Annotated in this window: 21 protein-coding genes; 12 read left to right on the forward strand and 9 right to left on the reverse strand. The window is 61.2% G+C overall.

Annotated features, from left to right (window positions below; genetic code table 11):
* Positions 1-188: 188 nt before the first annotated feature.
* On the reverse strand, positions 189-950 hold the full coding sequence (locus WC026_RS06150) for an ABC transporter permease (RefSeq protein ID WP_372709956.1): 762 nt from the start codon (positions 948-950) through the stop codon (positions 189-191).
* Positions 947-1,873: an ABC transporter ATP-binding protein gene (locus tag WC026_RS06155; protein WP_372709957.1), complete on the reverse strand. Its 927-nt coding sequence runs from the start codon at positions 1,871-1,873 to the stop codon at positions 947-949. The genes WC026_RS06150 and WC026_RS06155 overlap by 4 nt, the downstream gene beginning before the upstream one ends.
* Positions 1,874-2,417: 544 nt before the next feature.
* Between WC026_RS06155 and WC026_RS06160 the strand changes: the two genes are divergently transcribed.
* From WC026_RS06160 to WC026_RS06200, 9 genes are all read left to right on the forward strand, one after another.
* Positions 2,418-3,032, forward strand: coding sequence for a TetR/AcrR family transcriptional regulator (locus WC026_RS06160; RefSeq protein WP_372709958.1), 615 nt, complete (start codon positions 2,418-2,420; stop codon positions 3,030-3,032).
* A gap of 84 nt (positions 3,033-3,116) precedes the next feature.
* On the forward strand, positions 3,117-4,409 hold the full coding sequence (locus WC026_RS06165) for a sorbosone dehydrogenase family protein (protein ID WP_372709959.1): 1,293 nt from the start codon (positions 3,117-3,119) through the stop codon (positions 4,407-4,409).
* A gap of 208 nt (positions 4,410-4,617) precedes the next feature.
* A complete protein-coding gene (gene hpnA / locus WC026_RS06170; RefSeq protein WP_372709960.1) occupies positions 4,618-5,619 on the forward strand; it encodes a hopanoid-associated sugar epimerase in 1,002 nt (333 codons plus the stop codon).
* Entirely contained in the window at positions 5,616-6,782 is a 1,167-nt protein-coding gene (locus WC026_RS06175) for a glycosyltransferase (RefSeq protein WP_372709961.1), read from the forward strand. The genes hpnA and WC026_RS06175 overlap by 4 nt, the downstream gene beginning before the upstream one ends.
* Complete coding sequence (gene hpnC, locus WC026_RS06180) at positions 6,779-7,663, forward strand: squalene synthase HpnC (protein WP_372709962.1); 885 nt, start codon at positions 6,779-6,781, stop codon at positions 7,661-7,663. Before WC026_RS06175 ends, hpnC begins: the two co-directional genes overlap by 4 nt.
* Positions 7,660-8,502: a presqualene diphosphate synthase HpnD gene (gene hpnD, locus WC026_RS06185; protein ID WP_372709963.1), complete on the forward strand. Its 843-nt coding sequence runs from the start codon at positions 7,660-7,662 to the stop codon at positions 8,500-8,502. The genes hpnC and hpnD overlap by 4 nt, the downstream gene beginning before the upstream one ends.
* Entirely contained in the window at positions 8,502-9,755 is a 1,254-nt protein-coding gene (hpnE, locus tag WC026_RS06190) for a hydroxysqualene dehydroxylase HpnE (RefSeq protein WP_372709964.1), read from the forward strand. Before hpnD ends, hpnE begins: the two co-directional genes overlap by 1 nt.
* Positions 9,756-9,784: 29 nt before the next feature.
* The gene (gene shc / locus WC026_RS06195; protein WP_372709965.1) at positions 9,785-11,782 is read left to right on the forward strand and encodes a squalene--hopene cyclase; all 1,998 of its coding nucleotides are present in this window, start codon (positions 9,785-9,787) and stop codon (positions 11,780-11,782) included.
* A gap of 3 nt (positions 11,783-11,785) precedes the next feature.
* On the forward strand, positions 11,786-12,469 hold the full coding sequence (locus WC026_RS06200; protein ID WP_372709966.1) for a phosphorylase: 684 nt from the start codon (positions 11,786-11,788) through the stop codon (positions 12,467-12,469).
* Here the strand turns inward: WC026_RS06200 and hpnH are convergent.
* Together hpnH and ispH are read right to left on the reverse strand one after the other, a co-directional pair.
* Positions 12,413-13,561: an adenosyl-hopene transferase HpnH gene (hpnH, locus tag WC026_RS06205; RefSeq protein WP_372709967.1), complete on the reverse strand. Its 1,149-nt coding sequence runs from the start codon at positions 13,559-13,561 to the stop codon at positions 12,413-12,415. The two genes, WC026_RS06200 and hpnH, sit on opposite strands and share 57 nt — an antisense overlap.
* A 41-nt stretch (positions 13,562-13,602) precedes the next feature.
* Complete coding sequence (gene ispH / locus WC026_RS06210; protein WP_372709968.1) at positions 13,603-14,532, reverse strand: 4-hydroxy-3-methylbut-2-enyl diphosphate reductase; 930 nt, start codon at positions 14,530-14,532, stop codon at positions 13,603-13,605.
* Positions 14,533-14,865: 333 nt separating this feature from the next.
* On the opposite strand from ispH, the gene WC026_RS06215 reads away from it, so the two are divergent.
* Positions 14,866-17,469 carry an MMPL family transporter gene (locus WC026_RS06215; RefSeq protein WP_372709969.1) on the forward strand — a complete coding sequence of 868 codons (2,604 nt, stop codon included), beginning with the start codon at positions 14,866-14,868 and terminating at the stop codon, positions 17,467-17,469.
* 174 nt (positions 17,470-17,643) lie between these two features.
* Here the strand turns inward: WC026_RS06215 and hpnJ are convergent, their stop codons facing one another.
* Complete coding sequence (hpnJ, locus tag WC026_RS06220) at positions 17,644-19,062, reverse strand: hopanoid biosynthesis associated radical SAM protein HpnJ (protein WP_372709970.1); 1,419 nt, start codon at positions 19,060-19,062, stop codon at positions 17,644-17,646.
* 11 nt (positions 19,063-19,073) lie between these two features.
* Complete coding sequence (hpnI, locus tag WC026_RS06225; protein ID WP_372709971.1) at positions 19,074-20,207, reverse strand: bacteriohopanetetrol glucosamine biosynthesis glycosyltransferase HpnI; 1,134 nt, start codon at positions 20,205-20,207, stop codon at positions 19,074-19,076.
* A 215-nt stretch (positions 20,208-20,422) separates the two neighbouring features.
* On the opposite strand from hpnI (WC026_RS06225), the gene WC026_RS06230 reads away from it, so the two are divergent.
* The gene (locus WC026_RS06230) at positions 20,423-21,295 is read left to right on the forward strand and encodes a VacJ family lipoprotein (protein ID WP_372709972.1); all 873 of its coding nucleotides are present in this window, start codon (positions 20,423-20,425) and stop codon (positions 21,293-21,295) included.
* Between the two features lie 223 nt (positions 21,296-21,518).
* Here the strand turns inward: WC026_RS06230 and WC026_RS06235 are convergent, their stop codons facing one another.
* On the reverse strand, positions 21,519-22,196 hold the full coding sequence (locus WC026_RS06235) for an ABC transporter substrate-binding protein (RefSeq protein ID WP_372709973.1): 678 nt from the start codon (positions 22,194-22,196) through the stop codon (positions 21,519-21,521).
* A gap of 188 nt (positions 22,197-22,384) precedes the next feature.
* Here WC026_RS06235 and dxs point away from each other — a divergent pair, with 188 nt between their 5' ends.
* The gene (gene dxs / locus WC026_RS06240) at positions 22,385-24,331 is read left to right on the forward strand and encodes a 1-deoxy-D-xylulose-5-phosphate synthase (RefSeq protein ID WP_372709974.1); all 1,947 of its coding nucleotides are present in this window, start codon (positions 22,385-22,387) and stop codon (positions 24,329-24,331) included.
* Here the strand turns inward: dxs and WC026_RS06245 are convergent.
* Both WC026_RS06245 and hpnI (WC026_RS06250) read right to left on the reverse strand, forming a co-directional pair.
* Complete coding sequence (locus WC026_RS06245) at positions 24,328-25,362, reverse strand: lysylphosphatidylglycerol synthase domain-containing protein (RefSeq protein ID WP_372709975.1); 1,035 nt, start codon at positions 25,360-25,362, stop codon at positions 24,328-24,330. The two genes, dxs and WC026_RS06245, sit on opposite strands and share 4 nt — an antisense overlap.
* A complete protein-coding gene (gene hpnI, locus WC026_RS06250; protein WP_372709976.1) occupies positions 25,352-26,560 on the reverse strand; it encodes a bacteriohopanetetrol glucosamine biosynthesis glycosyltransferase HpnI in 1,209 nt (402 codons plus the stop codon). Before hpnI (WC026_RS06250) ends, WC026_RS06245 begins: the two co-directional genes overlap by 11 nt.
* Positions 26,561-26,652 lie beyond the last annotated feature (92 nt).

Genomic DNA, 26,652 nt, shown 5'->3' on the forward strand with positions numbered 1-26,652 from the left:
AAATTTTCAGCGGCTTGTCATCGGCGGGCATTCGAATCCATCCCGGGCCCGTCGGTGAAGGATTAAGCACACCTCGCGCCGTTGCGAAAGGCTTGCACGAAGCGAGCGCACCGCTTCCGGAGAATGCGATTTTTTTCTGCTGGAGAATGGCGCAGATCACAGAAGCCAACATCGAAGACGATCCCGGCTCATGCCTTGAGGCGGTATCCCGTCTTGAATATCCACCAGGCCACGGCCATGCAGATCGCGAGAAATGCGAACGTCATCAGGACACTGACGCCGACGTTGACATCCGAGATTTCGAAGAAGCTCCAGCGGAAGCCGCTGATCAAATAGACGACCGGATTGAGCAGCGTCACGTTTTGCCAGAACGGCGGCAGCATCTTCACGGAATAGAACGTGCCGCCCAGGAATGTCAGCGGGGTGATGACGAGAAGCGGGATGATCTGAAGTTTTTCGAAGCCGTCGGCCCATATGCCGATGATGAATCCGAGCATGCTGAACGTGAGCGCGGTCAGCACCAGGAACGCCACCATCCATAGCGGATGCGCGATATGGAGCGGCACGAAAAGACTGGCCGTGGCGAGGACGAGCAGGCCGAGGATGATCGACTTCGTCGCCGCCGCGCCGACATAGCCCAGGACAATCTCGAAGGGAGAGACAGGGGCCGACAGGTGCTCGTAGATCGTGCCGGTAAAGCGCGGGAAATAGATGCCGAACGAAGCATTCAGCGTGCTCTGCGTCAGCAGCAGCATCATCACCAATCCCGGCACGATGAATGCGCCGTAGTCGATGCCTTCCACCTGCGAGATGCGCGAGCCGATGGCGGAGCCGAAGACAATGAAGTACAGGCACGTCGAGAGAACGGGCGAGACGATGCTCTGCATCAGCGTTCTGCCCCACCGGGACATCTCGAAGCCGTAGATGGCGCGGACGGCTTCGATGTTCATTTCTTTTGCCTCACGAGGTCGACGAAGATGTCTTCGAGCGAGCTTTGCGCCGTGCTCAGGTCTTTGAAGACGATATCGGTGCTTCGCATGTCATTCAGGAGTGCGGTGATGCCCGTGCGCTCGGCCTGGGTATCGTAGGTGTAAACCAATTCGTGACCATCATTGACGAGCTGCAGATTATAAGCGGCAAGTGACGGCGGGACGTTGCTCAGCGGCGATTGAAGCTGAAGATTGAGCTGCTTCTTACCGAGCTTGCGCATCAGCTCGGATTTTTCTTCCACGAGCATGATTTCGCCCTTGGCGATGACGCCGACGCGGTCAGCCATCTCCTCGGCTTCTTCGATGTAATGCGTGGTCAGGATGATCGTCACGCCGGAGGCACGCAGCGCGCGCACGACATCCCACATTTCACGGCGAAGCTCGACGTCGACACCCGCCGTCGGCTCGTCGAGGAACAGGATGCGTGGTTCGTGCGCGAGGGCTTTTGCGATCAAAAGGCGGCGCTTCATGCCACCCGAAAGCGTCATGATGCGGCTGTCTTTCTTATCCCACAGTGAAAGGTCCCTCAGGACTTTCTCGACGAAGGCATGATTGCGCGGCTTGCCGAACAGGCCGCGGCTGAAATTGACGGTCGCCCACGGCGTTTCGAACATATCGGTCGAAAGTTCCTGCGGAACGAGGCCGATCATCGCGCGCACAGCGCGATAGTCGGGGGCGATGTCCTTGCCGTCGACGGTTACGCGTCCCGTGCTGGCGTTGACGATGCCGCAGATGATACTGATCAGCGTCGTCTTGCCGGCGCCGTTTGGTCCGAGAAGAGCGAAAATTTCGCCGTTCCGGATTTCGAGGTTGATGTTCTTCAGCGCGTTGAAGCCTGAAGAATAGGTCTTTGAAAGATTTGCGACGGAGATGATGGCCGCCATTGAGTGGTCTCCGGCGCATTCGGAATAAACGCGCGTACCGCATCGCAGTGCCGCCCGCGCCTGTCAACGACGATGACAACGATGATGGACGTGAGCTTTACGCGGCCGTGAGCAGAACGACTGTATCGCGGTGGCCCGGGCGACGGCACGGCGGGCGTTCAAAAGCGAAACGCGGAGATGGCATCGCGGTACGTTTCGGGTCGTGATGTATTCGCTCAAGAGTAGTTGTCGACGCTCGGTCCCAGAGGCCAGCGGTCTCGCTCCTCAGCGAATTCGCGCCGGGTGTCCGTCTCGCTGACTTCGGTCAGGCCGCACGCTGATACAACTTCCGGCTCCGATGACCCGGTGGCAGCTGAATGGCCGCGGGATACCCAGCCCTTTAAACCCTGGATGATTGCGCTGGCGCTCGTGAGCGAGCCTTTCATCGTTCACCTCGTCATCTATATATGTACTGAAAGGTATGATATGGAAGGGGACGTGGATCTGTCAACGAATATTTGTATCGATGAGTATGTAATTGTATAATTTCGAGTCTGAACAGGCGATGACCGGGAGCAAAGCGGTGCAGGCGCATAAGGGCCGGCCAAGGGAATTCGATGCGGACAGTGCGCTCGATAAAGCTCTGCATGTTTTCTGGCAGAGAGGCTACGAAGGCACGTCGTTGACCGACCTGACCGAGGCCATGGGCATCAATCGCCCGAGCCTCTATGCGGCTTTCGGCAACAAGGAAGAGCTATTTCGCCGGGCGCTCGACCGGTACGCCGAGCGCGGCCCGAGCCGGGCTTTGCGCGAAGCCCTGGCGGAGGCGACGGCGCGTGGAGTCGTTGCGCTGCTATTGAAGAATGTCGCTCATGCGTTGACTGATCCAGGCAATCCGCGAGGCTGTCTTGCGGTTCAAGGCGCTTTGACGTGCGGCGAAGCGTCGGACGCGATCAAGCAGGAATTGTGCAAACGCCGCTCGGAAGCGGAGCAGATGCTTCGCGAGCGGCTGCAACGTGCGAAAGATGAGGGCGATCTCGCTTCCGATGCCGATCCGGCCCAGCTGGCGCGTTTCGTTTCGACGATTACTCAGGGCATGTCGGTGCAGGCCGCGGGCGGCGCATCGCGCGATGATCTATTCCATGTAGCCGACATGGCCATGACGGCGTGGCCGGGCTAGTGTCTCGGCTGGCAGATGGTGGCAGTTCGAACAGTGCGGACGTTCGCGCTTGCCGCACCTCAAATAATGGACTGAAAAATGGGTATGAAGTTCGTCACCGGCGTCGCGGTTGCAGTTGCCGTTTCATTCGCGACACTTTCAATTGCATCCGGTGAAGATGCCAGTCATGCCGCTGCCGCAAACGCCGCGCTTTGTCCTGCTGATAATGGCGGTCTGATCCTGCCGAGAGGCTTTTGCGCGACGGTGTTTGCGGACGTCGAAGGCGCGCCGCGCCACATCGCCGTTGCAGCCGATGGGACCGTTTATCTCAACGCCGCGGTCCGGCAAGGCAAGGCGGCCGACGGGCCGGTCGTCGGTCTCAAGGATACCAACGGCGATGGCCGTGCCGATATTGTCGTGCGCTTCGGCGGCGACGTTCCAGGCGGCACCGGGATTTTCCTCTACAAAGACTGGCTTTATGTCGAGAGCCGAGGCCAGATCATCCGCTATCCGCGCAAGGACGGCGAGGTCGCTCTGCAAGGTGCGCCCGAGACGATCCTCAAGGACTTGCCGATCGACGGCAATCACACGGCGCGGTCTTTCGCGATCGATGCCCAGGGCAATCTGTTCGTCGATCTCGGGTCGGCGACGAATTCTTGTCAGCAGGATGATCGAGTAAAAGAATCGCCCGGGCTCGATCCATGCGAAGAATTGAAAACGCGCGCCGGCATCTGGCGCTATGACGCGAACAAGACCGATCAGGTGTTTTCCGAAAACGAGCGTTATGCGACGGGCATCCGCAATGCGGTCGGCGTCGCCTTCGACGCGGCGGGTCGCGGTTATGCGACACAGCATGGACGCGATCAGCTCTACGAAAATTGGCCGAAGTTCTATAATTCAGAGCAGGGCTCGGAATTGCCGGCTGAGGAACTGGTTCTGCTGCAGGAAGGCGGCGACTACGGGTGGCCGTACTGCTATTTCGACGGCACGCAGGGCAAGCGGGTTCTTGCTCCTGAGTACGGTGGCGACGGCAAAGCCGTCGGTCAGTGTGCTGACAAGCTTCCGCCGGTCGCGGCGTTTCCGGCGCACTGGGGACCGAACGACGTCAAAATCTATGATGCGACGCAGTTTCCGCAAGCCTATCGCGGCGGCGCGTTCATTGCGTTCCACGGTTCGTGGAACCGCTCATTCGGACCGCAGGCCGGTTACAACGTCGTGTTTCAACCGCTTGCGGATGGAAAAGCCGCTGGCGGCTATATGGTTTTTGCCGATGGTTTCCGCTCGGGCAAAGACGGTGTCGATCATCGTCCGACTGGACTTGCCGTCGGTCCGGACGGTTCGCTCTATATCGCGGATGATGCGGCGGGGCGGGTCTGGCGGATCACTTACAGAGGCTGACGGGACCGCTGCGGCGGCCCCGTGAGACGCTGTCACGCAATGGTCAGAAAGGCTTGGGGGGCGAGCGCCGTGGACGATTTTTATTCCGTACACAGAATTAGCGAACAGCCCGCCATCGCGCTTTCCGGCGCAAGCGCCGCTGCTCGCGGGGGTTCTGCTAAGGCATTGGTTTCGATCGTCGATTGCCTGCACGCGGGGAACCGGTCCTTTGTCTGAAAAGGCTATCGCATTTCTGACGGGAGCTTCGGGCTTTGTCGGCTCGGCGGTGGCGCGGCGTCTGCTCGACCAGGGATTTGCGGTTCGTGCGCTGGTCAGACGGAGCAGTAATCCCGCAAATCTCGCCGGTCTCGGCCTCGATGTGGTCGAGGGCGATATTCGCGATGGCGATCTGCTGCGGAAGTCGATGCGTGACGTGCGCCATGTTTTTCACGTTGCGGCCGACTACAGGCTTTGGGCGCCCAATCCGAACGAAATCATTCGCACCAATGTCGATGGCACACGCGCGGTGATGGAGTCCGCTCTCGCGAATGGTGTCGAGCGCATCGTCTATACGTCGAGCGTCGCGACGCTCAGGCCGTCCGAGGACGGCACGCCCGTCGATGAGAGATCGCCTCTGGACGACGCGGGTGCCATCGGCGCGTACAAGAAAAGCAAGGTTCTTGCAGAGCGGCTCGTCGAGCACATGGTTGCGGCCTCCAAACTGCCAGCGGTGATCGTCAATCCGTCGACGCCGATCGGACCGCGCGACGTTCGGCCGACGCCTACGGGGCGCATCGTCATCGAGGCTGCCTGCGGGCGCATGCCGGCATATGTCGATACGGGGCTTAATCTCGTGCACGTCGACGATGTTGCTGCCGGACATCTCGCGGCGCTCGTGCACGGCCGGATTGGCGAGCGCTACATTCTCGGCGGCGATGACATGACGCTCGGTGACATGCTGGCCGAGATTTCGCGGCTTGCCGGACGCCGCGCGCCGACCACGCGACTGCCGCGTCAGCTCGTCTATCCGATCGCGCTGGGTGCGGAAGCTGCGGCGCGGATCACGGGGCGTGAACCTTTCGCTACCGTCGACGGCATTCGGATGGCAAAGTACAAGATGTATTTTTCATCCGCCAAGGCGAAGCGCGAACTCTCCTACCGGTCACGCCCGGCTCAAGAGGCTTTGGCCGATGCTTACGGCTGGTTTCGCGACGCGGGATATTTGAAATGAGCGCGATCGAAATCATCGCGGCCGCCGGCCTTCTAGCGTGGTTTTACCTCGTTCTGCTGCATGGCGGCTTTTGGCTGACGCGTGAGCGCGAGGAAGCACATGATCCGCGGGAAAGCCCGGCGGCGTTCGACTGGCCGTCGGTTGTCGCCGTGGTTCCGGCTCGGAATGAAGCCGACGTGCTGCCCCGATCGCTGGCGTCATTGGCAGCGCAAAAGTATCCCGGCGAATTTTCGGTCGTGCTCGTCGACGATCAGAGCAGCGACGGCACGGCAGAGGTCGCGCATCGCATCGCAAACGATGCGGGCTGCAAGATTACAGTCGTCAGCGGAGTGACGCTGCCCTCCGGGTGGACGGGAAAAGTCTGGGCGATGCATCAGGGGATCGCGGTCGCGAGCGAGGGCGTGAGCGCGCCACAATATTTCCTGCTGACAGACGCCGACATCGGATACGAGCCCGACGTTCTCATGTCTCTCGTGCAGCGTGCATCGGGTGAAAACCGGGTGATGACGTCGGTGATGGCCAAGCTCAATTGTGAGAGCTTCGCGGAAAAAGCGCTGGTCCCGGCCTTCGTGTTTTTCTTCAAGATGCTCTATCCGTTCGCGTGGGCAAACCGCGCCATTGCGAGAACCGCCGCGGCGGCGGGCGGATGCATGCTCGTCGAGCGCCTGGCGCTCGAGCGGGCCGGAGGGATCGCCGCCATTCGCGGAGCATTGATCGACGACTGCACGCTCGCGCGGAACATGAAGGTGCAAGGGCCGATCTGGCTCGGAATGTCGGAGCGCGTCGTCAGCCTCAGGTCGTATCCTAAGGTTGAGGATATTCGCCGCATGGTTGCGCGTTCAGCGTATGCGCAGCTTCACTATTCACCATTGCTTTTGCTCGGCACGATCGCCGGAATGAGCGTCATCTACCTGGCGCCGCCGTTCATTTTTCTCGCTGGGAGCTATCCTGCCTGGATTTTGTCCGCCGTTGCCTATCTGTTGATGGCGCTGGCGTTTCAGCCAACGTTGCGGTTTTACCACCGTTCCCCACTTTGGGGTCTCGTCTTGCCTCTTATTGCAGCCGCCTATTTAGTCTTTACGCTAGATTCAGCCTACCAGCACAGCGCTGGCCGGGGCGGACTCTGGAAGGGACGCGTTCAGGCTCAAGCAGGAAAGCAATGACGGTCGATACGGTGTACAAGTCCGGCAAGTCCGAGCACGACGAGAATTTTCCCGTCGCGTCGCGGATCATTGCGTCGCGCTACCGTGCGCCGATCCTTGCGTTTTATCGTTTCGCGCGCGCCGCCGACGACGCCGCCGATCACGCGGGCCTCGAGCCGCCGGAGAAGCTCGCGATTCTTGCCGCGCTCGAAGATACGCTTCTCGGGCGATCCGATGCTGCCGCCGACGCGCTGCCACTTCGTGCGGAATTGCAGCGTCGCGGCCTCAGTCCGCAACATGCGCTCGATCTTCTCAAAGCGTTTCGTCAGGACGTTACAAAAAATCGATACGCCGGTTGGGCGGAGTTGATCGACTATTGCCGCTACTCCGCGATGCCGGTCGGGCGCTTCGTTCTCGACGTGCACGGCGAACCCAAGTCGACGTGGGCGGCCTCCGACGCGTTGTGCGCGGTGCTGCAGATCATCAATCACGTCCAGGACTGCGGCAAGGATTATCGCAATATCGATCGCGTCTACATGCCCCTCGAGGATATCGCGCGGCACGGCGCCGATGTTGCCGATCTTGGGCGATTGCGTTCGTCGCCGCAGCTGCTGGCTTGCCTTCATGACGTCGTTGCCCGCACGCGTGAGCTTTTACCGGAAGCGTCGCAATTGCCGCCGCGTGTCGCGGATTTGCGCCTCGGTATCGAGACGTCCGTCATCGTCGCCCTCGCGCGCGAGCTTCTCGATCTACTCAGCACGCGTGATCCGTTGGCCGATGCCGTCCATTTCTCGAAAGGACGCGCGGCGTTGATCGCGGGCCGGGCTGCGGCCTCGACGATCGTTGCGCGCATCACGGGAAAACGCGCGACCTATCAAGCCGTCAGGGATGATGCCGCATGACGTCGGAAGCACAGACATTGGCGCATGACGAAGTGCCGGCGGCATCGCGCAGCTCGTTCTACGCGGCGATGCGCATGCTGCCGCAAGAGCAACGTGACGCCATGTATCACGTCTACGCCTTCTGCCGGGCTGTTGACGATGTGGCCGACAACGGTGGCGCGCGCGAGCCGCGTTTGGCGGAACTGGCGCGCTACCGCGCCGATCTCGAGGAGTTCTACGCCACCGGCCGCACGACGCTCAGGACGAGCTATCTTGCGCCTGCGATCACGAAATTCGGATTGAAGAAGGACGATTTCATCGCCGTCGTCGATGGCATGGAAATGGACATCGTGCGCGATATCCATGCTCCCGACTGGGCGACGCTCGATCTCTATTGCGATCGCGCCGCATCCGCGGTCGGCCGGCTTTCGGTTCCGATCTTCGGCATTGAGGGCGATCTCGGCATCGATCTCGCGCATCATCTCGGCCGGGCCTTGCAGCTGACGAACATCTTGCGCGACATCGACGAAGATGCGGCGCTCGGCCGTCTCTATCTGCCGAAGGAAGCGTTGGTCGAGGGCGGCATCACCGAGACCGACATTGACGCTATTCTGGTGCACCCGGCGCTGGACCGTGTCTGTCGGGGCATAGCGCAGAAGACGCGCAATTATTACCGGCGGTCGGACGATTTGATGGCGCGCTGCCCGCGCCGTTCGGCGCGCTCGCCGCGCATGATGGCGACGGTCTATCGCGGCATTCTGGAAAAACTGATCGCGCGCGGCTGGAACGCTCCGCGCGCCGATGTCCGCCGTTCGAAGCGGTACGTCATCTGGGCGGTGCTCCGCGACGGCATCTTCTAATGCCGTCGGGTACGATGCACATCGTCGGGGCCGGTCTCGCCGGCCTTTCGGCGGCGGTCGAGCTTACGCGCAGAGGCAAGCGGGTCGTCGTGCACGAGCTGGCGCGGCATGCAGGCGGACGCTGCCGGTCGTATTTCGAACCGGCGCTGGGCCTGACGATCGATAATGGCAATCATCTCGTACTGTCGGGCAATGAGAGCGCGCTTGCCTTCCTCGACGTGATCGGCGGGCGCGATCTCCTGACGATGGCGGATCACGCCGAGTTCACCTTTCATGACGTCAAATCGGGAGAACGCTGGGTGCTGCGGCCCAACGATGGCCCTGTACCTTGGTGGATTTTCTTCAGGCACCGCCGTGTTCCAGGAACGCGAGCGGCGGATTATGCGCGCCTCGGAAACCTGTTGCGTGCGAATGCCTCGGATACCGTCACGCAGAAAATCGACGGCAGCAGCGAGGTTTATCGCAAGCTGCTTTATCCGGTTTTGCTGGCGGCGCTGAACTGCGATCCAAAGGAAGGCTCGGCGCGCCTGGCGGGTGCCGTCGTTCGCGGCACGCTGGCGAAGGGCGGACGCGCGTGCCGGCCGCTGTTCGCGCCGCAGGGCCTTGGACCGGCGCTGGTCGATCCGGCTGTCGCATTCGTTCGCAAGAACGGCGGCGAGGTTCGTTTCGACGATGCCGTGCGCGCGGTTGAGTTCGGCGAGGACCGGGTCAGGTCTATTCAGTTTGCAGAGAGCACATTGAACCTCGCTCCGGACGATCAGGTTATTCTCGCCGTTCCGGGATGGGTGGCGCGGACGCTTGTTCCAGAGCTTACTGTTCCGACGGACTATCGCGCGATCTTCAACCTGCATTTTAAAATCGCGCCTCCCTCCGGCTTGCCGAAGATTATAGGCGTCATCAACGGAACGACGGAGTGGCTGTTCGCATTCGACGATCGGCTTTCGGTTACGGTGAGCGCGGCCGACCGTTTCAACGAGGCGGATCGCGAACCGCTGGCGCGGCAGATATGGTCGGAGGTCGCGAAGATCGCCGGGCTCAACGCGCCGCTGCCGCCGTGGCAAATCGTCAAGGAGCGGCGCGCAACTTTCGCCGCAACGCCGGAGCAAGATGCGCTCAGGCCTTCGACCGAAACACGATGGCGCAATCTTTTTCTTGCGGGCGATTGGACCGCGACCGGCTTGCCGGCGACGATCGAAGGTGCGATCCGCTCCGGCGATAAGGCGGCCAAACTAGCGATTGCCAAGGGTTTCTGATACGACGCAAGGCTTCTGGGAGAGCCTCCATGACAACGAACGCGGCTGCAACATTTGCTCGCTCCAGAGAGGATGCGACGGGAGAGGTTTCGGGACAGGACCTCGAAACGGCGATCACGTCGGCGCGCAATTCGCTGCTCGCGCTTCAGCGTCCGGACGGTCATTTCGTGTTTGAGCTGGAAGCGGATGCGACGATCCCGGCCGAATACGTCCTAATGCGGCATTATCTTGCCGAGCCGGTCGACGCGGTGCTGGAAGAGAAGATTGCGCGCTATCTGCGGCGCGTCCAATCGGACGATGGCGGGTGGCCGCTGTTTCGCGACGGCGTGTCGAACATCAGCGCGGCGGTCAAGGCTTACTATGCACTGAAGATGATTGGTGACTCGCCCGATGCGCCGCATATGCAGAAGGCGCGGGCGTGGATCTTGGCGCAAGGCGGTGCGTCGCATAGCAATGTCTTCACGCGCAATCTTCTGGCGCTGTTCGGCGCCATTCCGTGGTCCGGCGTGCCGGTGATGCCGGTCGAGATCATGCTGCTGCCGCGATGGTTTCCGTTCCACATCGACAAGATTTCCTATTGGGCGCGGACGGTTCTCATTCCGCTGACGGTGCTCAATGCGCTGAAGCCGTTGGCGCGGAATCCGAAAGGCGTCGGCATTTCCGAGCTGTTCGTCACGCCGCCGGACGAGGTCCGCAACTGGCCCAAGGGTCCGCATCAGAAGTTTCCGTGGTCGCAGGTTTTCGGCGGCATCGATCGGGTGCTGCGATTGTTCGAGCCTGCGTTCCCGAAGTCGTTGCGGAAGACGTCCATCGATAAAGCGGTGGCGTTCGTGACGGAACGATTGAATGGCGAAGATGGGCTTGGCGGAATTTTTCCGGCGATGGTCAATTCGCTGCTTGTCTATGATGCGCTGGGATATCCGCACGATCATCCCGACTATGTGACGGCGCGGGGATCGATCGAAAAGCTGCTCGTCATCAAGGACGACGAAGCCTATTGCCAGCCGTGTCTGTCGCCCGTTTGGGATACGGCACTCGCCGCGCATGCGTTGATGGAGTCCGGGAGCGCGCAGGGTGATCAAAATGTCGATCGCGCGCTTGCGTGGCTGAAGCCGCTGCAGGTTCTCGATACGGTCGGAGACTGGGCGGCGACGCGCCCGGGTGTGCGGCCGGGCGGCTGGGCGTTTCAGTATGCCAATCCCTATTATCCGGATGTCGATGATACGGCCGTCGTCGTGATGGCGATGGATCGGGCGGCGGGCGGCGACGCCGCGAAACGCGAGCCTTATCGCGAGTCGATGGCGCGCGGGCGCGAATGGGTTGCCGGTGTGCAGAGCAAGAATGGCGGCTGGGGCGCGTTCGATGCCGACAACACGTATGAATACCTCAACCAGATTCCGTTTTCGGATCACGGAGCGCTGCTCGATCCGCCGACGGCTGACGTTTCGGCGCGCTGCGTTTCGATGCTGGCGCAGCTTGGCGAGCGGCGTGAAACCGGTCCCGTACTCGACAAGGCTTTGCGATATCTCGACAGCACGCAGGAGAAAGACGGAAGCTGGTACGGCCGTTGGGGCATGAACTATGTCTACGGCACGTGGTCGGTGCTCTGCGCGCTGAATGCTGCGGGCGTTGAACCTTCGGCGCCGTCGATGCGCAAGGCCGTCGATTGGCTTCTATCGATCCAGAATACAGACGGCGGGTGGGGCGAGGATGGCGAGAGCTACAGCCTCGACTACAAGGGTTATGAGCGTGCGCCGAGCACGGCATCGCAGACGGCCTGGGCGCTGATGGGATTGATGGCGGCGGGCGAAGTCGATCATCCGGCGGTCAAGCGCGGTGTCGCTTACCTCGCATCCAAGCAGGGCAGCGATGGGTTCTGGGGCGAGGAGCGCTTTACCGCGACGGGCTTCCCGCGCGTGTTCTATCTGCGCTATCATGGCTATTCGAAATTCTTTCCGCTGTGGGCGTTGGCGCGCTACCGCAACCTGAAAGCGGCGAATACCAAATCCGTTCTTGTCGGGATGTGAGCCGTGCAAGCTTGGGGTTTCGTCGTCGCTGCGACCGGCCTTCGAGCGGAGGCGCGCATCGCAGAGCGTTCGCCGGGCGTAGTCGCGGTTGCGGGCGGTGGCGATGAAACGCGGCTTACAGAATTGCTCGAGCGCGCACTTTCCGGTGGTGCGCGCGGTCTCATCAGTTTCGGGATCGCGGGCGCTTTGCGACCTGGGCTTGAGCCAGGAACGTGCGTCGTCGGGACGGCCGTCTTGAGTGATGCGCAGAAATTCGCTGCGGATGACACATGGTCTAATCGTCTGTCCATCGCGATTCCCGAGGCACGGCATGGAGTGGTTTTCGGTTCGTCGAAAGCTGTCGGCGAGGTCGGTGCGAAGGCGGCGCTCTACCAGACGACGGGTGCCGATATTGTGGACATGGAAAGCCACGTCGTGGCGCGCATCGCGGCGGAGCGCGGATTGCCGTTCGCAATTTTACGCGTGGTCGCGGATAGTTCCGTGCAACGTCTACCGCCTGCCGCAGTCAACGGTATGAAGCCTGACGGAACACCGGATATTGTGGCGGTGCTGAAGTCGCTCGGAACGCAGCCCGCGCAACTTCCGGACCTGATGAGGACCGCGTTCGCAGCCCGGCGTGCGATGGCGGGATTACTCCGCTGCCACCGGCTTCTTGGCCAGGGCCTGGGCTTCGTCGATCTCGGCTAGCTTCGTCTCGACGTGACGCGAGAAGACGAATTCGGCCGGACGCTGATTGTGCAGCGGAATGTCGGGCGCCATCGGGCCGTCGGTCTTGACGCCCATCAGGGTGACAGCGGCGATCTTCCACGGACGCTTGACGGCATCGACGACGGCTGATGCCTCGAAGCCCGAATGGACCATGCAGTCGGCGCACTTTTCGTAATTGCCGGTGCCGTACTTGTCCCAGTCGGTGCCTTCCATCAGCTCCTTGAAGGTCTTCGCGTAGCCTTCGCCGAGGAGATAGCAGGGGCGCTGCCAGCCGAAGACGGTGCGCGTCGGGTTGCCCCACGGTGTGCACTGATAGGTCTGGTTGCCGGCGAGGAAATCGAGGAACAGAGCGGACTGGAAGAAAGGCCACGCTTTGCCGCCGCGACCGCGTTTCAGGATGTCGCGGAAAATCTGCTTGGTCTTGGTGCGGTTCAGGAAGTGCTGCTGATCGGGTGCGCGCTCATAAGCGTAGCCAGGCGAAATCGTGATGCCTCCGATGCCGAGCGTCTTTACGTCATCAAGGAATTTCGCGACGCGTTCCGGCTGGGCGTCGCTGAAAAGCGTGCAGTTGATGTTGACGCGGAAGCCCTTGTCCTTGGCGACCTTGATGGCTTCGACGGCGCGGTCGTAGACGCCCTGCTTGCACACCGACTTGTCGTGCATCTCTTTATCGCCGTCGAGATGGATCGACCAGTTGAAGCGCTTGTGCGGCTTATAGAGATCGATCTTCTTTTCGAGCAGCAGCGCGTTGGTGCAGACGGTCACGAACTTGCCCTTGGCAAGCGCGCCGTCGACGATCTCGGGAAGTTCCTTGTGCAGCAGGGGCTCGCCGCCCGCCATGACGACGACGGGGGCGCCGCATTCGTCCATCGAGTGCAGCGCGTCGGCCACCGAGATCCTCTGGTTCAGGATCTTGTCGGGGTAATCGATCTTGCCGCAACCCGCGCACGCGAGGTTGCAGCGAAACAGCGGCTCGAGCATCAGCACGAGAGGATACCGCTTGCGGCCGGTCAGATGCTGCTTCAGCACGTAGGCACCGATCGACAGTGCCTGGTCTAATGGAATTCCCACCCCTCAAGGCTCCTTCTAGCGATGCTCGTAGCCCCGATGTTTCACGAGGCTTTGAGCAATTCCGGCGGCAGGCGAAAGGTTATCTTTTCCTCGACGCCTTGCAGCGCCTTGATCTCGATCGGCCCAAGTTTAGCTAACGCTTCGATTACGTCATCGACAAGGATGTCCGGCGCAGATGCCCCCGCAGTTATGCCGATGGTTTGCTTTCCGGCAAGCCATTCCGGATCGACCTGATGGCCATCTGCGACGAGATAACTCGGGAGGCCGCATTCCTCCCCGATTTCCCGAAGCCGGTTGGAGTTCGAGCTGTTGGGAGACCCGACGACGAGCAGCACTTCAACGTGCCGGCAAAGGTCGCGCACGGCCGTCTGGCGGTTTTGAGTGGCATAGCAGATGTCGCGGGTTTCGGGGCCGATGACATCGCTGAAGCGGGTTTTGACGGCCTCGATAGTCTGACGCGTGTCGTCGACGCTCAGCGTCGTCTGCGTGATGTAGGCGACCGGCGTATCGTCGGGGATGTCGAGGCTAAAGACGTCCTCTCGGGTCTCGACCAGATAGATAGGCCCGGTGATTCGGCCGAGTGTGCCCTCGACCTCAGCGTGTCCGGCGTGTCCGATCAGGAGAACTGTGCGTCCGAGGGATGAATAGCGCTGGCCCTGATTGTGGACCTTCGTCACGAGCGGGCACGTCGCGTCGATGACATTCAAATTGCGCTTGGCCGCTTCGTTCTCGATGGCACGCGAAACGCCGTGGGCACTGAAGATCGCAACCGCATCGGATGGGATGTCGGCCAGATCCTCGACGAACGTCGTGCCTTTGGCCTTCAGGCCGTCGACGACATGCCGGTTGTGAACGATCTCGTGGCGCACGTAGACCGGCGCGTCTGTCGTGGTGAGAGCCCGCTCCACGATTTCGATCGCCCGGACGACGCCAGCGCAGAAGCCTCGCGGCTGCGCCAAAATAATTTTCATGCAGAATTCCCCGTTCTGCCGATGCGCGACTGCGACCTGCTCCAGCCCCGGTCGCTCATGCCCTCCCGGACTACGATCGTGCGCTGCACTGAAGACTTCAGTTTTTCCAGGTCAACTTTACGCGCTAAATATTTGAATATGGACTCACGCCCCTGTTAAGCGGTGAAGGGGTCCGACTCTGGTGTCCAAAAAGCAACATAACCGTTGGCCAGGGTGCGAAGCCAAGGCGCATCTGATAAGCAGCGGTTTCGTCCACTAAAATCCTGATGGGTCTGACGGGATGCCCAATCATCACATTCAATACCTGAGCGATCACGGCGGGCCCGTGTTCGCATGATTGAACGTACAGTTGCGCGAATCGTCGCCGCCGCGCTGCGTTTGCCGTGGCTGACACTTCTGCTCGCGATCGCGCTTACCGCAGGGGCTGTCCAATACATCAGCACGCATTTTGCGATTACGACGGATACGAGTCAGCTCATCTCGTCGGATCTCGACTGGCGGCAGCGCGAACAGCAATTCGACGCTGCATTCCCGCAGCATAGCGATACCATCGAGGTCGTCATCGATGGCGTGACGCCGGAGCTGGCCGAGGGCTCCGCTCGCCGGCTTTTCTCGGCTCTTTCCGCCATGGTGCCAAAGCCGTTCGAAGCGGTTCGCCGGCGTGAGGGCGGAGCATTCTTCGAAAAGAACGGTTTGCTTTACCTGTCACTCGACGAGGTCAAGCAAACGACGGAAAATCTGATCAAGGCGCAGCCTGTGCTCGCCACGATGGCGGCCGATCCGACGCTCAACGGGCTGGCGAAAGCGTTATCGCTCGTACCGCAAGGCATCGAAGCGGAGCGCGCGACGTGGGCCGATTATGACACGCCGCTGACGGTGCTTGCCGGGTCAATCGATGATCTGCTCGCCGGGAAGCCGTCGGCTTTTTCGTGGGACGAGCTGCTGAGCAATGCGAAGCCTGCTGCCGCTGACCTGCGCCGTTTTCTCGAAGTGAAGCCCGTTCTCGATTTCGGTGATTTGCAGCCCGGCGCGGAAGCGTCCGACACGATTCGCGAGACGGCGCGGCAACTCGATCTCACGCCGGAGCATGGCGTGCGCGTGCGTCTGACGGGCTCGGTGCCGATGGCGGATGAAGAATTCGGCACGGTTGCCGAAGGCCTCGCCGTCAACACGATGCTGACGATCGCGGCGGTTTTCGTCATCCTTTGGCTGGCGTTGAAATCGGGGCGGATCATTTTCGCGGTGATCGTTTCGCTATTTGTCGGACTAGCGCTGACGGCCGCAGCGGGACTTGCAATGGTCGGTGCGCTGAACCTGATCTCGGTCGCGTTCGCAGTGCTGTTTGTCGGAATCGGTGTCGATTTCGGCATTCAGTTTTCAGTCCGATACCGGCACGAACGGCACAATCTCGAAGCCCTTCGCGAGGCTTTGGTTGCGGCGGGGCGGAACGCCGGGAAGCCGCTGGCGTTGGCCGCGGCCGCGACGATGGCCGGGTTCTACGCGTTTTTACCGACGGCTTATCGGGGTGTCTCGGAGCTTGGTCTCATCGCCGGGACGGGCATGGTGATCGCTTTTCTCACGAGCATTACGCTTTTGCCGGCATTGCTCGTGCTGCTTAATCCGCCCGGTGAGCCGGAGGATGTCGGCTATCGCATGCTGGCGCCGGTCGATCGTTTCATGGCGCGGCACCGGATTGCCATTCTGGTGATTACGGCGATCGCCGTCGCCTCCGGCCTGCCGTTGTTGCAGCGCCTGACCTTCGACTTCAATCCAATCAACCTGCGGAGCGGCAAGGTCGAGTCCGTCGCGACGTTCAACGATCTGATGAAAGACCCGGCGACGGCACCGAATACGATCGACATTCTGACGCCGTCGCTTGCGGACGCGAAGGTGCTCGCTGAAAAAATCGAGCATTTGCCGGAAGTTTCTCGCGTCGTGACGCTCGCGAGTTTCGTACCCGATCAGCAGCAGGAAAAGCTCGCGATCATTCAGGATGCCGTCAGCTTGCTCGGGCCGTCGCTCGATGCACCGGAGGAGCACAATCCGCCGACTGACGAGGAAACGAAGGCGACGCTCGAGGACGCAGCGTCCGGCTTTGCCGATGCGGCGAAGAAGGCGGGCGCGTCGCCGATCGCAGCGCGCATGGCCGACGTGCTCGGCAGGCTCGCGAACGCAACGACTGAGCAACGCGCTGCCGTCGACCACGCGTTGATGGACGGTTTCAAGCTGCGCCTTTCACAAATTCGCGCGGCGCTGGGGGCCGAGGCCGTTACGTTGGAGGCGCTGCCCGTCGATATTGTTTCGGACTGGACGACGAAGGACGGCCGGGCGCGCATTCAAGTCGCGCCCACGGGTGACGGGAACGACAACGCCAACTTGCGGCGTTTTGCGACTGCGGTGCTTGCCGTGGCGCCGGAAGCAACCGGCGTTCCGATCCTTATTCAGGAATCGGCGAAGACCGTTGTGACCGCGTTCATTCAGGCAGGGGCGCTGGCCCTTTTTTCGATTACGCTGATTTTGTTTATCGCCTTGCGCCGGGTGAGCGACGTTCTGATGACGCTCGTTCCGCTATTGCTGGCGGGAGTCGTGACGCTCGAGCTCTGTGTGCTGCTTGGTTTGCCGCTCAATTTCGCGAACATCATCGCACTGCCCGTGCTGCTCGGCGTCGGCGTCGCGTTCAAGATTTACTACGTGCTGGCCTGGCGAGACGGAGAGACGAGCCTGCTTGCGTCGTCGCTGACGCGCGCTGTCTTGTTCAGCGCGATGACGACGGCGGTGGCTTTCGGAAGCCTGTTCTTCTCAAGCCATCCGGGGACGTCGAGCATGGGCGAATTGCTGGCGCTGTCGCTGTGCACGACCCTCGCGGCCGCAGTGCTGTTCCAGCCCATTCTGATGGGCCCGCCGCGGGCCGAGAAATCGCCTTCCGAGACTTTGTAGCCCGTCGAGCCCGCTCCCTACGCACCGTCACGGCCGCAGAGGCGGCCGTCTACGACAGCGCGGCGGCAAAGCGCGCATAGTCGCGTGGATGGCCGCCTTCGCGGCCATGACGTTATGGGCGGCTTGGACGAGGCTCGCCTCAGCAGGCGTGACGTCAGGGTGGGCAAAAGAAAGCTACGCCTCTTCGCGATGGCGCAGGAACTGGAAGAACTCGACGCCTTCGCGGAGCCGCCGTTTCATCATCTCAGGCGAGGTGATCATCTCGCCGACAATCGAAGCAATCTTCGACGGACGGAAATAGAACTTCTTGTAGAAGTCCTCGACCGAGTCGAAGATTTCGGTGTGTCCGAGGTGCGGATAATTGAGCGGCGCGATCTGTCGGCCGTCATCGGTCAGGAGGGCTGTTTCCTCCGCGAACCAGCCATTTTCCTTGGCCTGATTGTAGAGGAATGTTCCCGGATAGGGCGCGGCGAGCGACACCTGGATCGTGTGCGGGTTCACTTCCTTGGCGAACGCCAGAGTTTCCTGGATCGTCTCGCGCGTTTCTCCAGGCAGGCCGAGAATGAACGTGCCGTGGATAACGATGCCAAGCTCGCGGCAGTCCTTCGAGAAACGCTTCGCGACGTCGACGCGCAGGCCTTTCTTGATGTTGTGCAGGATCTGCTGATTGCCGGACTCGTATCCGACGAGCAGTAGCCGCAGGCCGTTGTCCTTCAGGACTTCCAGCGTCGCGCGCGGAACGTTGGCCTTGGCGTTGCATGACCAGACGACGCTGAGCTTGCCCAATTCCTTGGCCAGTGCTTCGACGCGGGGCAGGTTGTCGGTCAGCGTATCGTCGTCGAAGAAAATCTCTTTGACCTGCGGGAACTCGCGCTTGACGTACTTCACTTCCTCGATGACGTGCTCGATGGAGCGGACGCGGTAGTTGTGTCCGCCGACCGTCTGAGGCCACAGGCAGAACGTGCAGCGCGATTTGCAGCCGCGGCCGGTATAAAACGAAATGTACGGGTGCTTGAGATAGCCGCCGAAGTATTTGTTGATGTCGAGGTCGCGTTTGTAGACCGGCGTCACGAACGGCAGCAGGTCCATGTTGTGCAGGACTTCGCGATCGTCATTGCGGACGACGACGCCTTCCTTGTTGCGATAGGTGATGCCTTTGACGTTGGCCCAATCGCGGCCGTCGGCGATTTCCTTGATCGTGAAATCGAACTCGTTGCGGGCCACGAAATCGATGGCCGAGGTTTCGGAGAACGCCTTCTCCGGCTCGACCGCGACCTTGGCGCCGATGAAGCCGATCTTCGCGTTCGGGTTGATGTCCTTGATCATCTCGGCCGTCTTGATGTCCTGGCGGAAAGACGGTGTCGAGGTGTGCAGCACGATCAGGTCTTTGCCGCGGATGTCGCCTTCGATGTCCTTGAAGGACAGGTCATGCGGCGGCGCATCGATCAGCTTCGAGCCTTCGACGAGCGCGGCGGGCTGCGCGAGCCATGTCGGATACCAGAACGAGCGCACCTCGCCCTTCATCTGGTAGCGCGCGCCGGCACCGCCGTCGTAGCCGTCGAAAGAGGGAGCCTGTAAAAAGAGCGTGCGCATGTCGGCACCTTTCAAAGGGGCGTAACGGAACCATCGGATTCGACGCTGTAGCGGCGGCCCCGCCAGCTGACGGCGCCGGGCACGAAACTCGCGACGAACACTGCGAAACTCAGAAGATCCCGCAAGGGGCTGAGCAGAAGCGCGCTTTTGCCCCCGCCCGATAATCGTTCAACTTGTATCGGAACAAAAAGGCGCGATGCAAGCGTTGCGGAAAGGATCATGAATGCTATTGCACTGAAGCCACTCAATGGCAGAGCCAAGAGCGCGAACGGCAGCGGGTGGGTCACGACAGAACCGGCGTAGCCTATTGGATCAACAAGGCGAATCGTGCGTGCCCAGCGAAGCTCGTGGGCGATCATTTCCGAAAACGATGCGTCGGCGAATGTGTGGCCAAGCGTGAATGGCGGTATCGCGACCTTGAGGCCAAGCCGACGCACGGCGTCTCCCATTTCATAATCGTCGGCGAGGGCATCCGAGAATGCTTCGAAGCCGCCGATCCGTTTCAGCGTTTCACGCCGTAGCGCAATGGTCGATCCGAAGCAGGGTTTTGCGAGGCCGAAGCGCAGCCCAACCAGGACGCTCGGCAGGAAGTGCTGGTCGACTGCGGCGGCGGCAAGGCGGGACCAAACGCCCCCGACGGCGCGTCCGCGATAGAGACATGTGACGAGGCCAACCTGGGGTTGCTGCAAGGTGGCGATAATATTGGCCACATAGTCCGGTTGGATGCTCATGTCGCTGTCGCTGAGAATCAGAACATCGTGCGATGCTTCCGGCATCATGTTGATGATATTTGCGATTTTTGGGTTACCTGAGGTCGGTTTGGAGCCGATGGCAAGGCGGATGTCACGATCGGGAAAATTCGCGCGAAGGTTTTTGACGAAGAGAATCGCCGGGTCGTGCGGGTCTTGAACGCCGCAGACCATTTGAATATCGGCAGCGTAGTCCTGGGTGCAAAATGATTCGAGATTCGAATCCAGGGCGGCTTCCGCGCCGTGCAGCGGCTTCAGAAGCGTGACGTCTTCCGGAGTCTGGAGGACAGCCTTCGTACCGGCCGCAAATCGCGCGACGAGGCTGGCCGCAAGCAGAGCATATGCGCTACCGATAATCGCAACGAGGGTGCAAACAAGCCACAGACTGGACGTCATTCCGACGTTACTTTCTGATTTATCAGGTGGATGCCTCGGTAGTACCACCAGTTATGGGTAGCTTCCGATTCGGAGCTGCGTTAAATCAAGTTGCCCGACGGGCGGGGGCCTGCAAGGGGGAAGATCGAGACGTGACGTCAAGCGCCATCCACACTTGGGTCGGCTGCATAATTGTTGGCATAGCGCTGTCGGGCTGTGCCAGCACGGGCGCGTCCGTGTCTTCACCTACCTATCTGGCGTCGGCGGAAAAAGACGACGTCGTTCCGAAGACGATCGCGGACCCGAACGAGAAGTTCAATCGCTCGGTCTTCGATAGCAATCAGGATTTCAATCACTCCGTCCTCTATCCGGCAGCGAAAGCCTATAACGAGAACGTGCCGGAAGATGTCCGTGATCGCCTGGATGCGTTCACGACGAACCTCAACGAGCCGATGGTTTTCGCCAATAACGTGCTGCAGCTGCGACCTGGGGCGGCGGTCACGACGCTCGGACGGTTTGCGCTCAATACGACACTCGGTCTTGGCGGATTGTTTGACGTTGCTGCAACTCAGGGCATGAGCAAGCAGTCGGGCGATTTCGGCCAGACGATGTACGTCTGGGGCTATCGCGAGAGCAGCTACCTCGTGCTTCCGATCATCGGGCCGACGAACGTGCGTGATGCCATCGGCACCGGTGTCGAGTTCGCGGCGCAGATTCCGGCCGCGGCGCTGTATCCGACAAAGTTTGCAACTCTGGCGAGCCGCGTCGACATGGCGGGATCGGTCGCAAGTCCACTGACGAACCTCAGCAAGGCTGAGGATATGCAGACTCTCGAAGATAGCTCGGTCGATTTCTATTCGATGCTCAGAAGCGTCACCGACCAGAAACGGCAAGCCGAGCTTCAGGAAGCTTTGGATACGAGCGCGCTGACGAGTACGCCGCCGCCGCCTGATCCGAATGCCATCGAACCTGTCATGATGCTGGTTTCGTCTCCGACGATGCTTCAGAGCCGTCAGATGACCGATGTGCCGAAGATGAGGCCGGCCAAGCCGCGCACCGTGGTGATCGTCGGAGCGCCGAGCGCGGATGGCGAGACGTCCGTCCGCTGATAGGTGTGCTGACCCGCCGTCAGCTGATCGACGATTTCATCATTCTGTAGCGATACGATTTAGCCCATTACCGCGCGCGAAAGCGCGCGCCGAGGTTCGCTGCATGTTGAGGGCGGGTGCGGATCGAGGGAGTGCGTGTTGGGAATCAGCCGTTGGAAAGAGAGACGTCATGGCTGGCGCTACCAACTGCAACCATGACGTCCAAGCGATATGACTTATGTCATCAACCGCCCGATAAAAGCCTGTCGCCCTGTTTTCGCAGCGACGCAATCAAGGCATCCGGCCCACCGGCCTTTAATATCGATGTAAATTCGGCTCGGCGGCTTGCAAGCTCGCTGATTGTCCCGTCGAGGTAGACATCCACCACCCTCCACTCAGGCCCGGATTTCCGCATCAAATAATTAAGCGGGACCGGCTTGCCGTTGCTCTGGATGATCTGGGTCTTGACCATCTTATCGGTTGCCCGATCGGTGACCTCAGTAATCTTGAAGGTTTCGCCTGAGAAACCGTCGAAACGCTTTGCGTACGTTGCAATCATCATACGTGAGAAGGCATCCGTCAACGCGGCTTTCTGCGCAGGCTGCAATGTCTCCCAATTCGGCCCAACCGCCATGCGCGTCATCGAGGCGATATCGTAGGTTTTCGAGAGAACCGGAGAAAGGGCATCGTAACGGCCCTGAACGCCCAACGCCTGAGCCTGCTTCATCGTTGCGAGCAGTTGAGCGTTCAGGCCGTTGATCGCCTCTGGAGCCTCGGCCGCCCACGTGGGCACGGCGGTAGAAAAGCATAATCCCGCGACCAGGAAACCGCGCAAAATCATGCTTTTGAAAATAGACTTTCTCGCCGGGAGCATTGCCCGCCTCCTTTGCATTGTTTTTTCCAATAGAAACGACGTCTTCAAAGCCGCGCATCGCGTAAGCGAGCAGAATGGCCTTATTTTGCCCATGTTGTTACAGGTGTTTGCCAATTGTGAGGCGCGGTTGCAACACTTCCCCGCAGAGTCCCCAATGGGCGGCATCCTCCTTTTTTGAGTCGCTCTAAGGGTCCATAATTCGTGCGGTGAAGGCCTGAAGCTTTTGGGGGTGTCGTATGGATGCAGTTGTAAGCCGGTCATCCAAAACGCCCCTTCTCGACAGGGTCAAGACTCCCGACGATCTACGGAAGCTGGCGGAAGCCGATTTGCCTCAGCTCGCGGCCGAGCTGCGCACGGAGACGATCGACGCGGTGTCGGTGACTGGAGGGCATCTCGGGGCCGGGCTTGGCGTGGTCGAGCTGACGGTCGCCTTGCATTATCTTTTCGACACGCCGCGCGACAGGCTTATCTGGGACGTCAGCCATCAGACCTACCCTCATAAAATTCTGACCGGGCGCCGCGATCGCATTCGAACATTGCGGCAGCCGAACGGCCTCTCCGGTTTCACGAAGCGGACGGAGAGCGAATACGATCCGTTCGGCGCCGCGCATTCCTCGACATCGATTTCGGCCGGTCTCGGTATGGCCGTCGCACGCGACATGAGCGGTGGCGATACGAACGTCGTCTGTGTCATCGGCGACGGTGCGATGAGTGCTGGCATGGCGTACGAAGCCCTGAATAATGCGGGCGCGCGCAATGAGCGGCTGATCGTCGTGCTCAACGACAACGACATGTCGATCGCGCCGCCGACCGGGGCGCTCTCGTCTTATCTCGCGCGCACGACGTCGAGCGCGTCCTATTTTGCAGTTCGCGATTTTGCCAAGCAGCTTGCGCAGCGTCTGCCGAAGAGCTGGGAACGGCGCGCGGCGCGCGTTGAAGAATACACGCGCAATTTGTGGCAAGGTGGCGGGGCATGGTTCGAGGAGCTCGGGTTCCACTATGTCGGGCCGATCGACGGGCATGACCTCGGGCAATTGCTGCCGGTGCTGAAGAACGTGCGCGACGCCAAGCAGGGGCCAATCCTCGTTCACGTCATGACGAAGAAGGGCAAAGGCTACGCGCCTGCCGAAGCTTCGCCCGACAAATATCACGGCGTCGCGAAGTTCAATGTTGTGACAGGCGTGCAGGCAAAACCGCAGCCTGGTGCGCCGTCCTATACGCGGGTGTTCGCGGATAGTCTCATTCAGGAAGCCAAGAAAGATCCGAAGATCGTCGCGATCACGGCGGCGATGCCGGATGGCACGGGGCTCGACGTTTTCGGCCGCGAATTTCCCGATCGAACCTTCGACGTCGGCATCGCCGAGCAGCATGCCGTGACGTTCGCCGCGGGTCTGGCGACGGAAGGCATGAAGCCTTTCGCCGCGATCTATTCGACATTCCTGCAGCGCGGTTACGATCAGGTGGTGCACGACGTCGCGATCCAGAGCCTGCCGGTTCGGTTCGCGATCGACCGCGCCGGTTTCGTCGGAGCCGACGGCGCGACGCATGCCGGGTCGTTCGATCTTGCCTATCTCGGATGCCTGCCGAACTTCGTCATCATGGCGGCGGCGGACGAAGCCGAGCTTAAGCACATGGTGGCGACCGCTGCTTCAATCGACGATCGCCCGTCGGCGTTCCGCTATCCGCGCGGCGAAGGCACCGGCGTTGCGATGCCGGAGGTCGGCGAGGTTCTGCCGATCGGCAAGGGGCGCATTCTGCGCGAGGGTACGACGGTTGCTCTGCTGTCGCTCGGTACGCGGCTGGGCGAAGCTATGAAAGCCGCCGATCAGCTTGCCGCGCTCGGCCTTTCGACGACGGTCGCCGATGCGCGCTTCATGAAGCCGCTCGATACCGATCTCATCCGGCAACTGGCGCAGAATCACGAGGTGCTCGTCACCATCGAGGAAGGTTCGATCGGCGGGTTCGGCAGCCATGTGCTGCAGTATCTGTCCGACAATGGGCTGCTCGATCACGGTCTTAAAGTGCGGGCGAAGGTGATGCCCGATTGCTTCGTCGATCAGGACAAGCCGGACGTCATGTGGCAGAAGGCCGGACTATCGGCGGCGGGCATCGTCGAGACTGTTCGCGATGCGTTGCAGCTCGACAAAGCGGCAGGTGCGCAGGAGCACCGAATCCGCGGCTAGTTTCCTTCGACGTTGCGCGGTGATCGTAGCAAGCGCCGCGCTTCAATTGCCTGCCAGACGAGAAGAACCGGCACGCCCGTCAATAGTTCGCGCGCGCGTTTGAGTAGCGACAGGCCGAGGGCAACTTCGGGTGTCAGGCCGAACAACGCGCCGACGGCGATGTAACCCCCCTCCTGCACGCCCGCGGCCCAGGGCACGATGAACGCGATCGTGCGGAGCGCGAAGACGAGGCTTTCGATCACCAGGATTTCGCCGAAGCCGAGTGGGTGTCCCATGAACGTCAGCGCCAGCCACGCTTCCGCCGCGCCGACGATCCAGGCGGCGAGATGCAGGATCGTCGAGGCGATCGGGCGGCTTGGTTGGCGGTAGATGTCTTCGATGGCGGCGTGGATATTCTGAGATTGATCGTCGGCGCTCCAGGGAGCCGTCAATCCGAGCCGGTCGGGTAGCGACTGCAGAAACCGGAACAGGCCGCTGCGCTGGGCGGCGACGAAGCCTGCTACCGCGACCGCCGTTATCGCGAGTCCGGCCAGCGCCCACCACGCGAGACGTTCACCCGGCCGCACCCAGGCCAGAATTCCGAGGCCGAGCAACGTAAAGAACAGCTGGCTGATGATTTCCATCGTGACGTCGATGACAGTCGTCGCGATTGCCGCGCCGGATTTCATGCCGGAGACGGTCAATTCGCGGGCGGCGATGGCTTCGCCTGCGCCGGGGATGATCGCGAGGATGTTGCCGACGCTGTCGCGCAGCAGACGCGCCCAATGAAATACGGCGACGGCATTTGCGGGCGGTGTCGTGGCGAGGATCTGCCAGGCAAAGGCGCAGAGCGTCACGGATGCGAGATAGAGCCCGGTCATCGCGCCAAGCCCCTTCCATCCGGCTGCGAGAAAGGCATCCCCGACCTCGACCGTTCCGAAGTAGACGACGAGGGCGATCGCGAGTGCGATGCCGGCGAGAGCGAAGAGCGCGACGCCGGTTTTCACGCGACCCGACCGAGCAACACGCGGTGGCAGAACATCATTGGGCATTGCGCGCCGCTTTCGAGATTTCGGCGCCGGATGCGGCAGCGGCGTGCGATGCATTCTCGGCGGCCATCAGTTTGCGATAGGCGCGGATGCTGAAGGTTTCCTTGCCCCATTTGATGTCGTTGCCGAACATGCCGGCGACCCAGGCAAAAAAGCAGACGCATTCGCGCAACGGCACGAGCCACGGTTCGGGCGGTGTCGAGATGCGAAAGTTCCGGCGCACGAGAAAATGGAGAACGATTCTGAGCGCGAGATGCGCGCCGATGATCGACAGCCCGACGATGCTTGGTTGCGGCAGCAGCAAGAGGAGCAGCAGTACGAGCGGCCAAGTGACGATAGCCATGAATTGATCGAGCGGACGGCAGGCGCGTTCGGAGCGGTGCCAGCGGACTTCGTGCTGGAACATGTCGGCAAAGCTCGATTCCGCGACGACCGTGTCGCACGCATACGGCGAGAGCACGACACGCCAGCCGCGGCGCGCGACGAAGCGGCCCATCGAGAAATCCTCGGCGAGGCAACCGGCGAGCATGTCAAATCCGCCGATTGCGTCGAGCGCGTCTCGGCGGACCGCGCTCATGGCTCCGAAGACGAAGTCGATACCGCGCAGGTCGACATCGACGGCGACGGAGGGCACGAACCAGTCGTTGAGATAAAGCGCGCCGAAGCGTGATGGCGCGTTGTGGGCGGGCCAGCCTTTGTAGATCGAGGCAACGGCGCCGACGGTCTTGTCGTCGAAGGGCGCGGCCATCGAGGCGACGCAGTCCTGATCGACGCGGACGTCGCTGTCGGCGAGGACGAAAATATCGTACTTCGCCGTTCGCGCGATGTTGGCGAGGTTCGCCGCCTTGCGGTTCGGTCCGGCCAGCGTTTCATCGACGACGAGGCGGAGATCGAGGCCGGGATTTTCGGCGATCAACCGATTGACGACCGCGATGGCTGGATCGTCGGGCGTGTGAGCGCCGAAGATGACCTCATATCGCGGGTAATTCTGCAGGCAGAACGAGCGCAAGCTTTCGTAGAGCTGCGGATTGTTGCCGTAGACCGGCTTCAGGACGGAGACGCCGGGGCGCGGATTGAGCCCGAAAACGGCGCGCTCGCGGAAGCGCGCAACGGCCCGCACGGCGAGGACAAGATAGGCCAGTCCCGCGAGGCCGAGGGCAACGCCCGCGCACTGCCAAATGGAAAAAACGAAGACCGGCATAACGGCTTTTAATCCGAGTTTTGCGCCGTGACGCGCCGTCCGGCGGCAAGCGGCATAGCATGGCAAGAGGGCCGTTTCGAGCGCTTCGGAGT

Origin of the sequence: Hyphomicrobium sp., assembly GCF_041674905.1 — a bacterium.
In the GTDB taxonomy this organism is placed as follows: Bacteria; Pseudomonadota; Alphaproteobacteria; order Rhizobiales; family Hyphomicrobiaceae; genus Hyphomicrobium_B.

Excerpts from the sequence above, each read along its gene's own strand:
- WC026_RS06215 (WP_372709969.1), top strand. The coding sequence starts at position 14,866 with ATGATTGAACGTACAGTTGCGCGAATCGTCGCCGCCGCGCTGCGTTTG.
- dxs (WP_372709974.1), top strand. The coding sequence starts at position 22,385 with ATGGATGCAGTTGTAAGCCGGTCATCCAAAACGCCCCTTCTCGACAGG.
- hpnI (WP_372709976.1), bottom strand. The coding sequence starts at position 26,560 with ATGCCGGTCTTCGTTTTTTCCATTTGGCAGTGCGCGGGCGTTGCCCTC.
- WC026_RS06245 (WP_372709975.1), bottom strand. The coding sequence starts at position 25,362 with ATGCCCAATGATGTTCTGCCACCGCGTGTTGCTCGGTCGGGTCGCGTG.
- shc (WP_372709965.1), top strand. The coding sequence starts at position 9,785 with ATGACAACGAACGCGGCTGCAACATTTGCTCGCTCCAGAGAGGATGCG.
- hpnI (WP_372709971.1), bottom strand. The coding sequence starts at position 20,207 with ATGACGTCCAGTCTGTGGCTTGTTTGCACCCTCGTTGCGATTATCGGT.
- WC026_RS06165 (WP_372709959.1), top strand. The coding sequence starts at position 3,117 with ATGAAGTTCGTCACCGGCGTCGCGGTTGCAGTTGCCGTTTCATTCGCG.
- WC026_RS06150 (WP_372709956.1), bottom strand. The coding sequence starts at position 950 with ATGAACATCGAAGCCGTCCGCGCCATCTACGGCTTCGAGATGTCCCGG.
- hpnJ (WP_372709970.1), bottom strand. The coding sequence starts at position 19,062 with ATGCGCACGCTCTTTTTACAGGCTCCCTCTTTCGACGGCTACGACGGC.
- hpnD (WP_372709963.1), top strand. The coding sequence starts at position 7,660 with ATGACGTCGGAAGCACAGACATTGGCGCATGACGAAGTGCCGGCGGCA.
- WC026_RS06175 (WP_372709961.1), top strand. The coding sequence starts at position 5,616 with ATGAGCGCGATCGAAATCATCGCGGCCGCCGGCCTTCTAGCGTGGTTT.
- hpnE (WP_372709964.1), top strand. The coding sequence starts at position 8,502 with ATGCCGTCGGGTACGATGCACATCGTCGGGGCCGGTCTCGCCGGCCTT.
- WC026_RS06155 (WP_372709957.1), bottom strand. The coding sequence starts at position 1,873 with ATGGCGGCCATCATCTCCGTCGCAAATCTTTCAAAGACCTATTCTTCA.
- WC026_RS06160 (WP_372709958.1), top strand. The coding sequence starts at position 2,418 with ATGACCGGGAGCAAAGCGGTGCAGGCGCATAAGGGCCGGCCAAGGGAA.
- hpnC (WP_372709962.1), top strand. The coding sequence starts at position 6,779 with ATGACGGTCGATACGGTGTACAAGTCCGGCAAGTCCGAGCACGACGAG.
- ispH (WP_372709968.1), bottom strand. The coding sequence starts at position 14,532 with ATGAAAATTATTTTGGCGCAGCCGCGAGGCTTCTGCGCTGGCGTCGTC.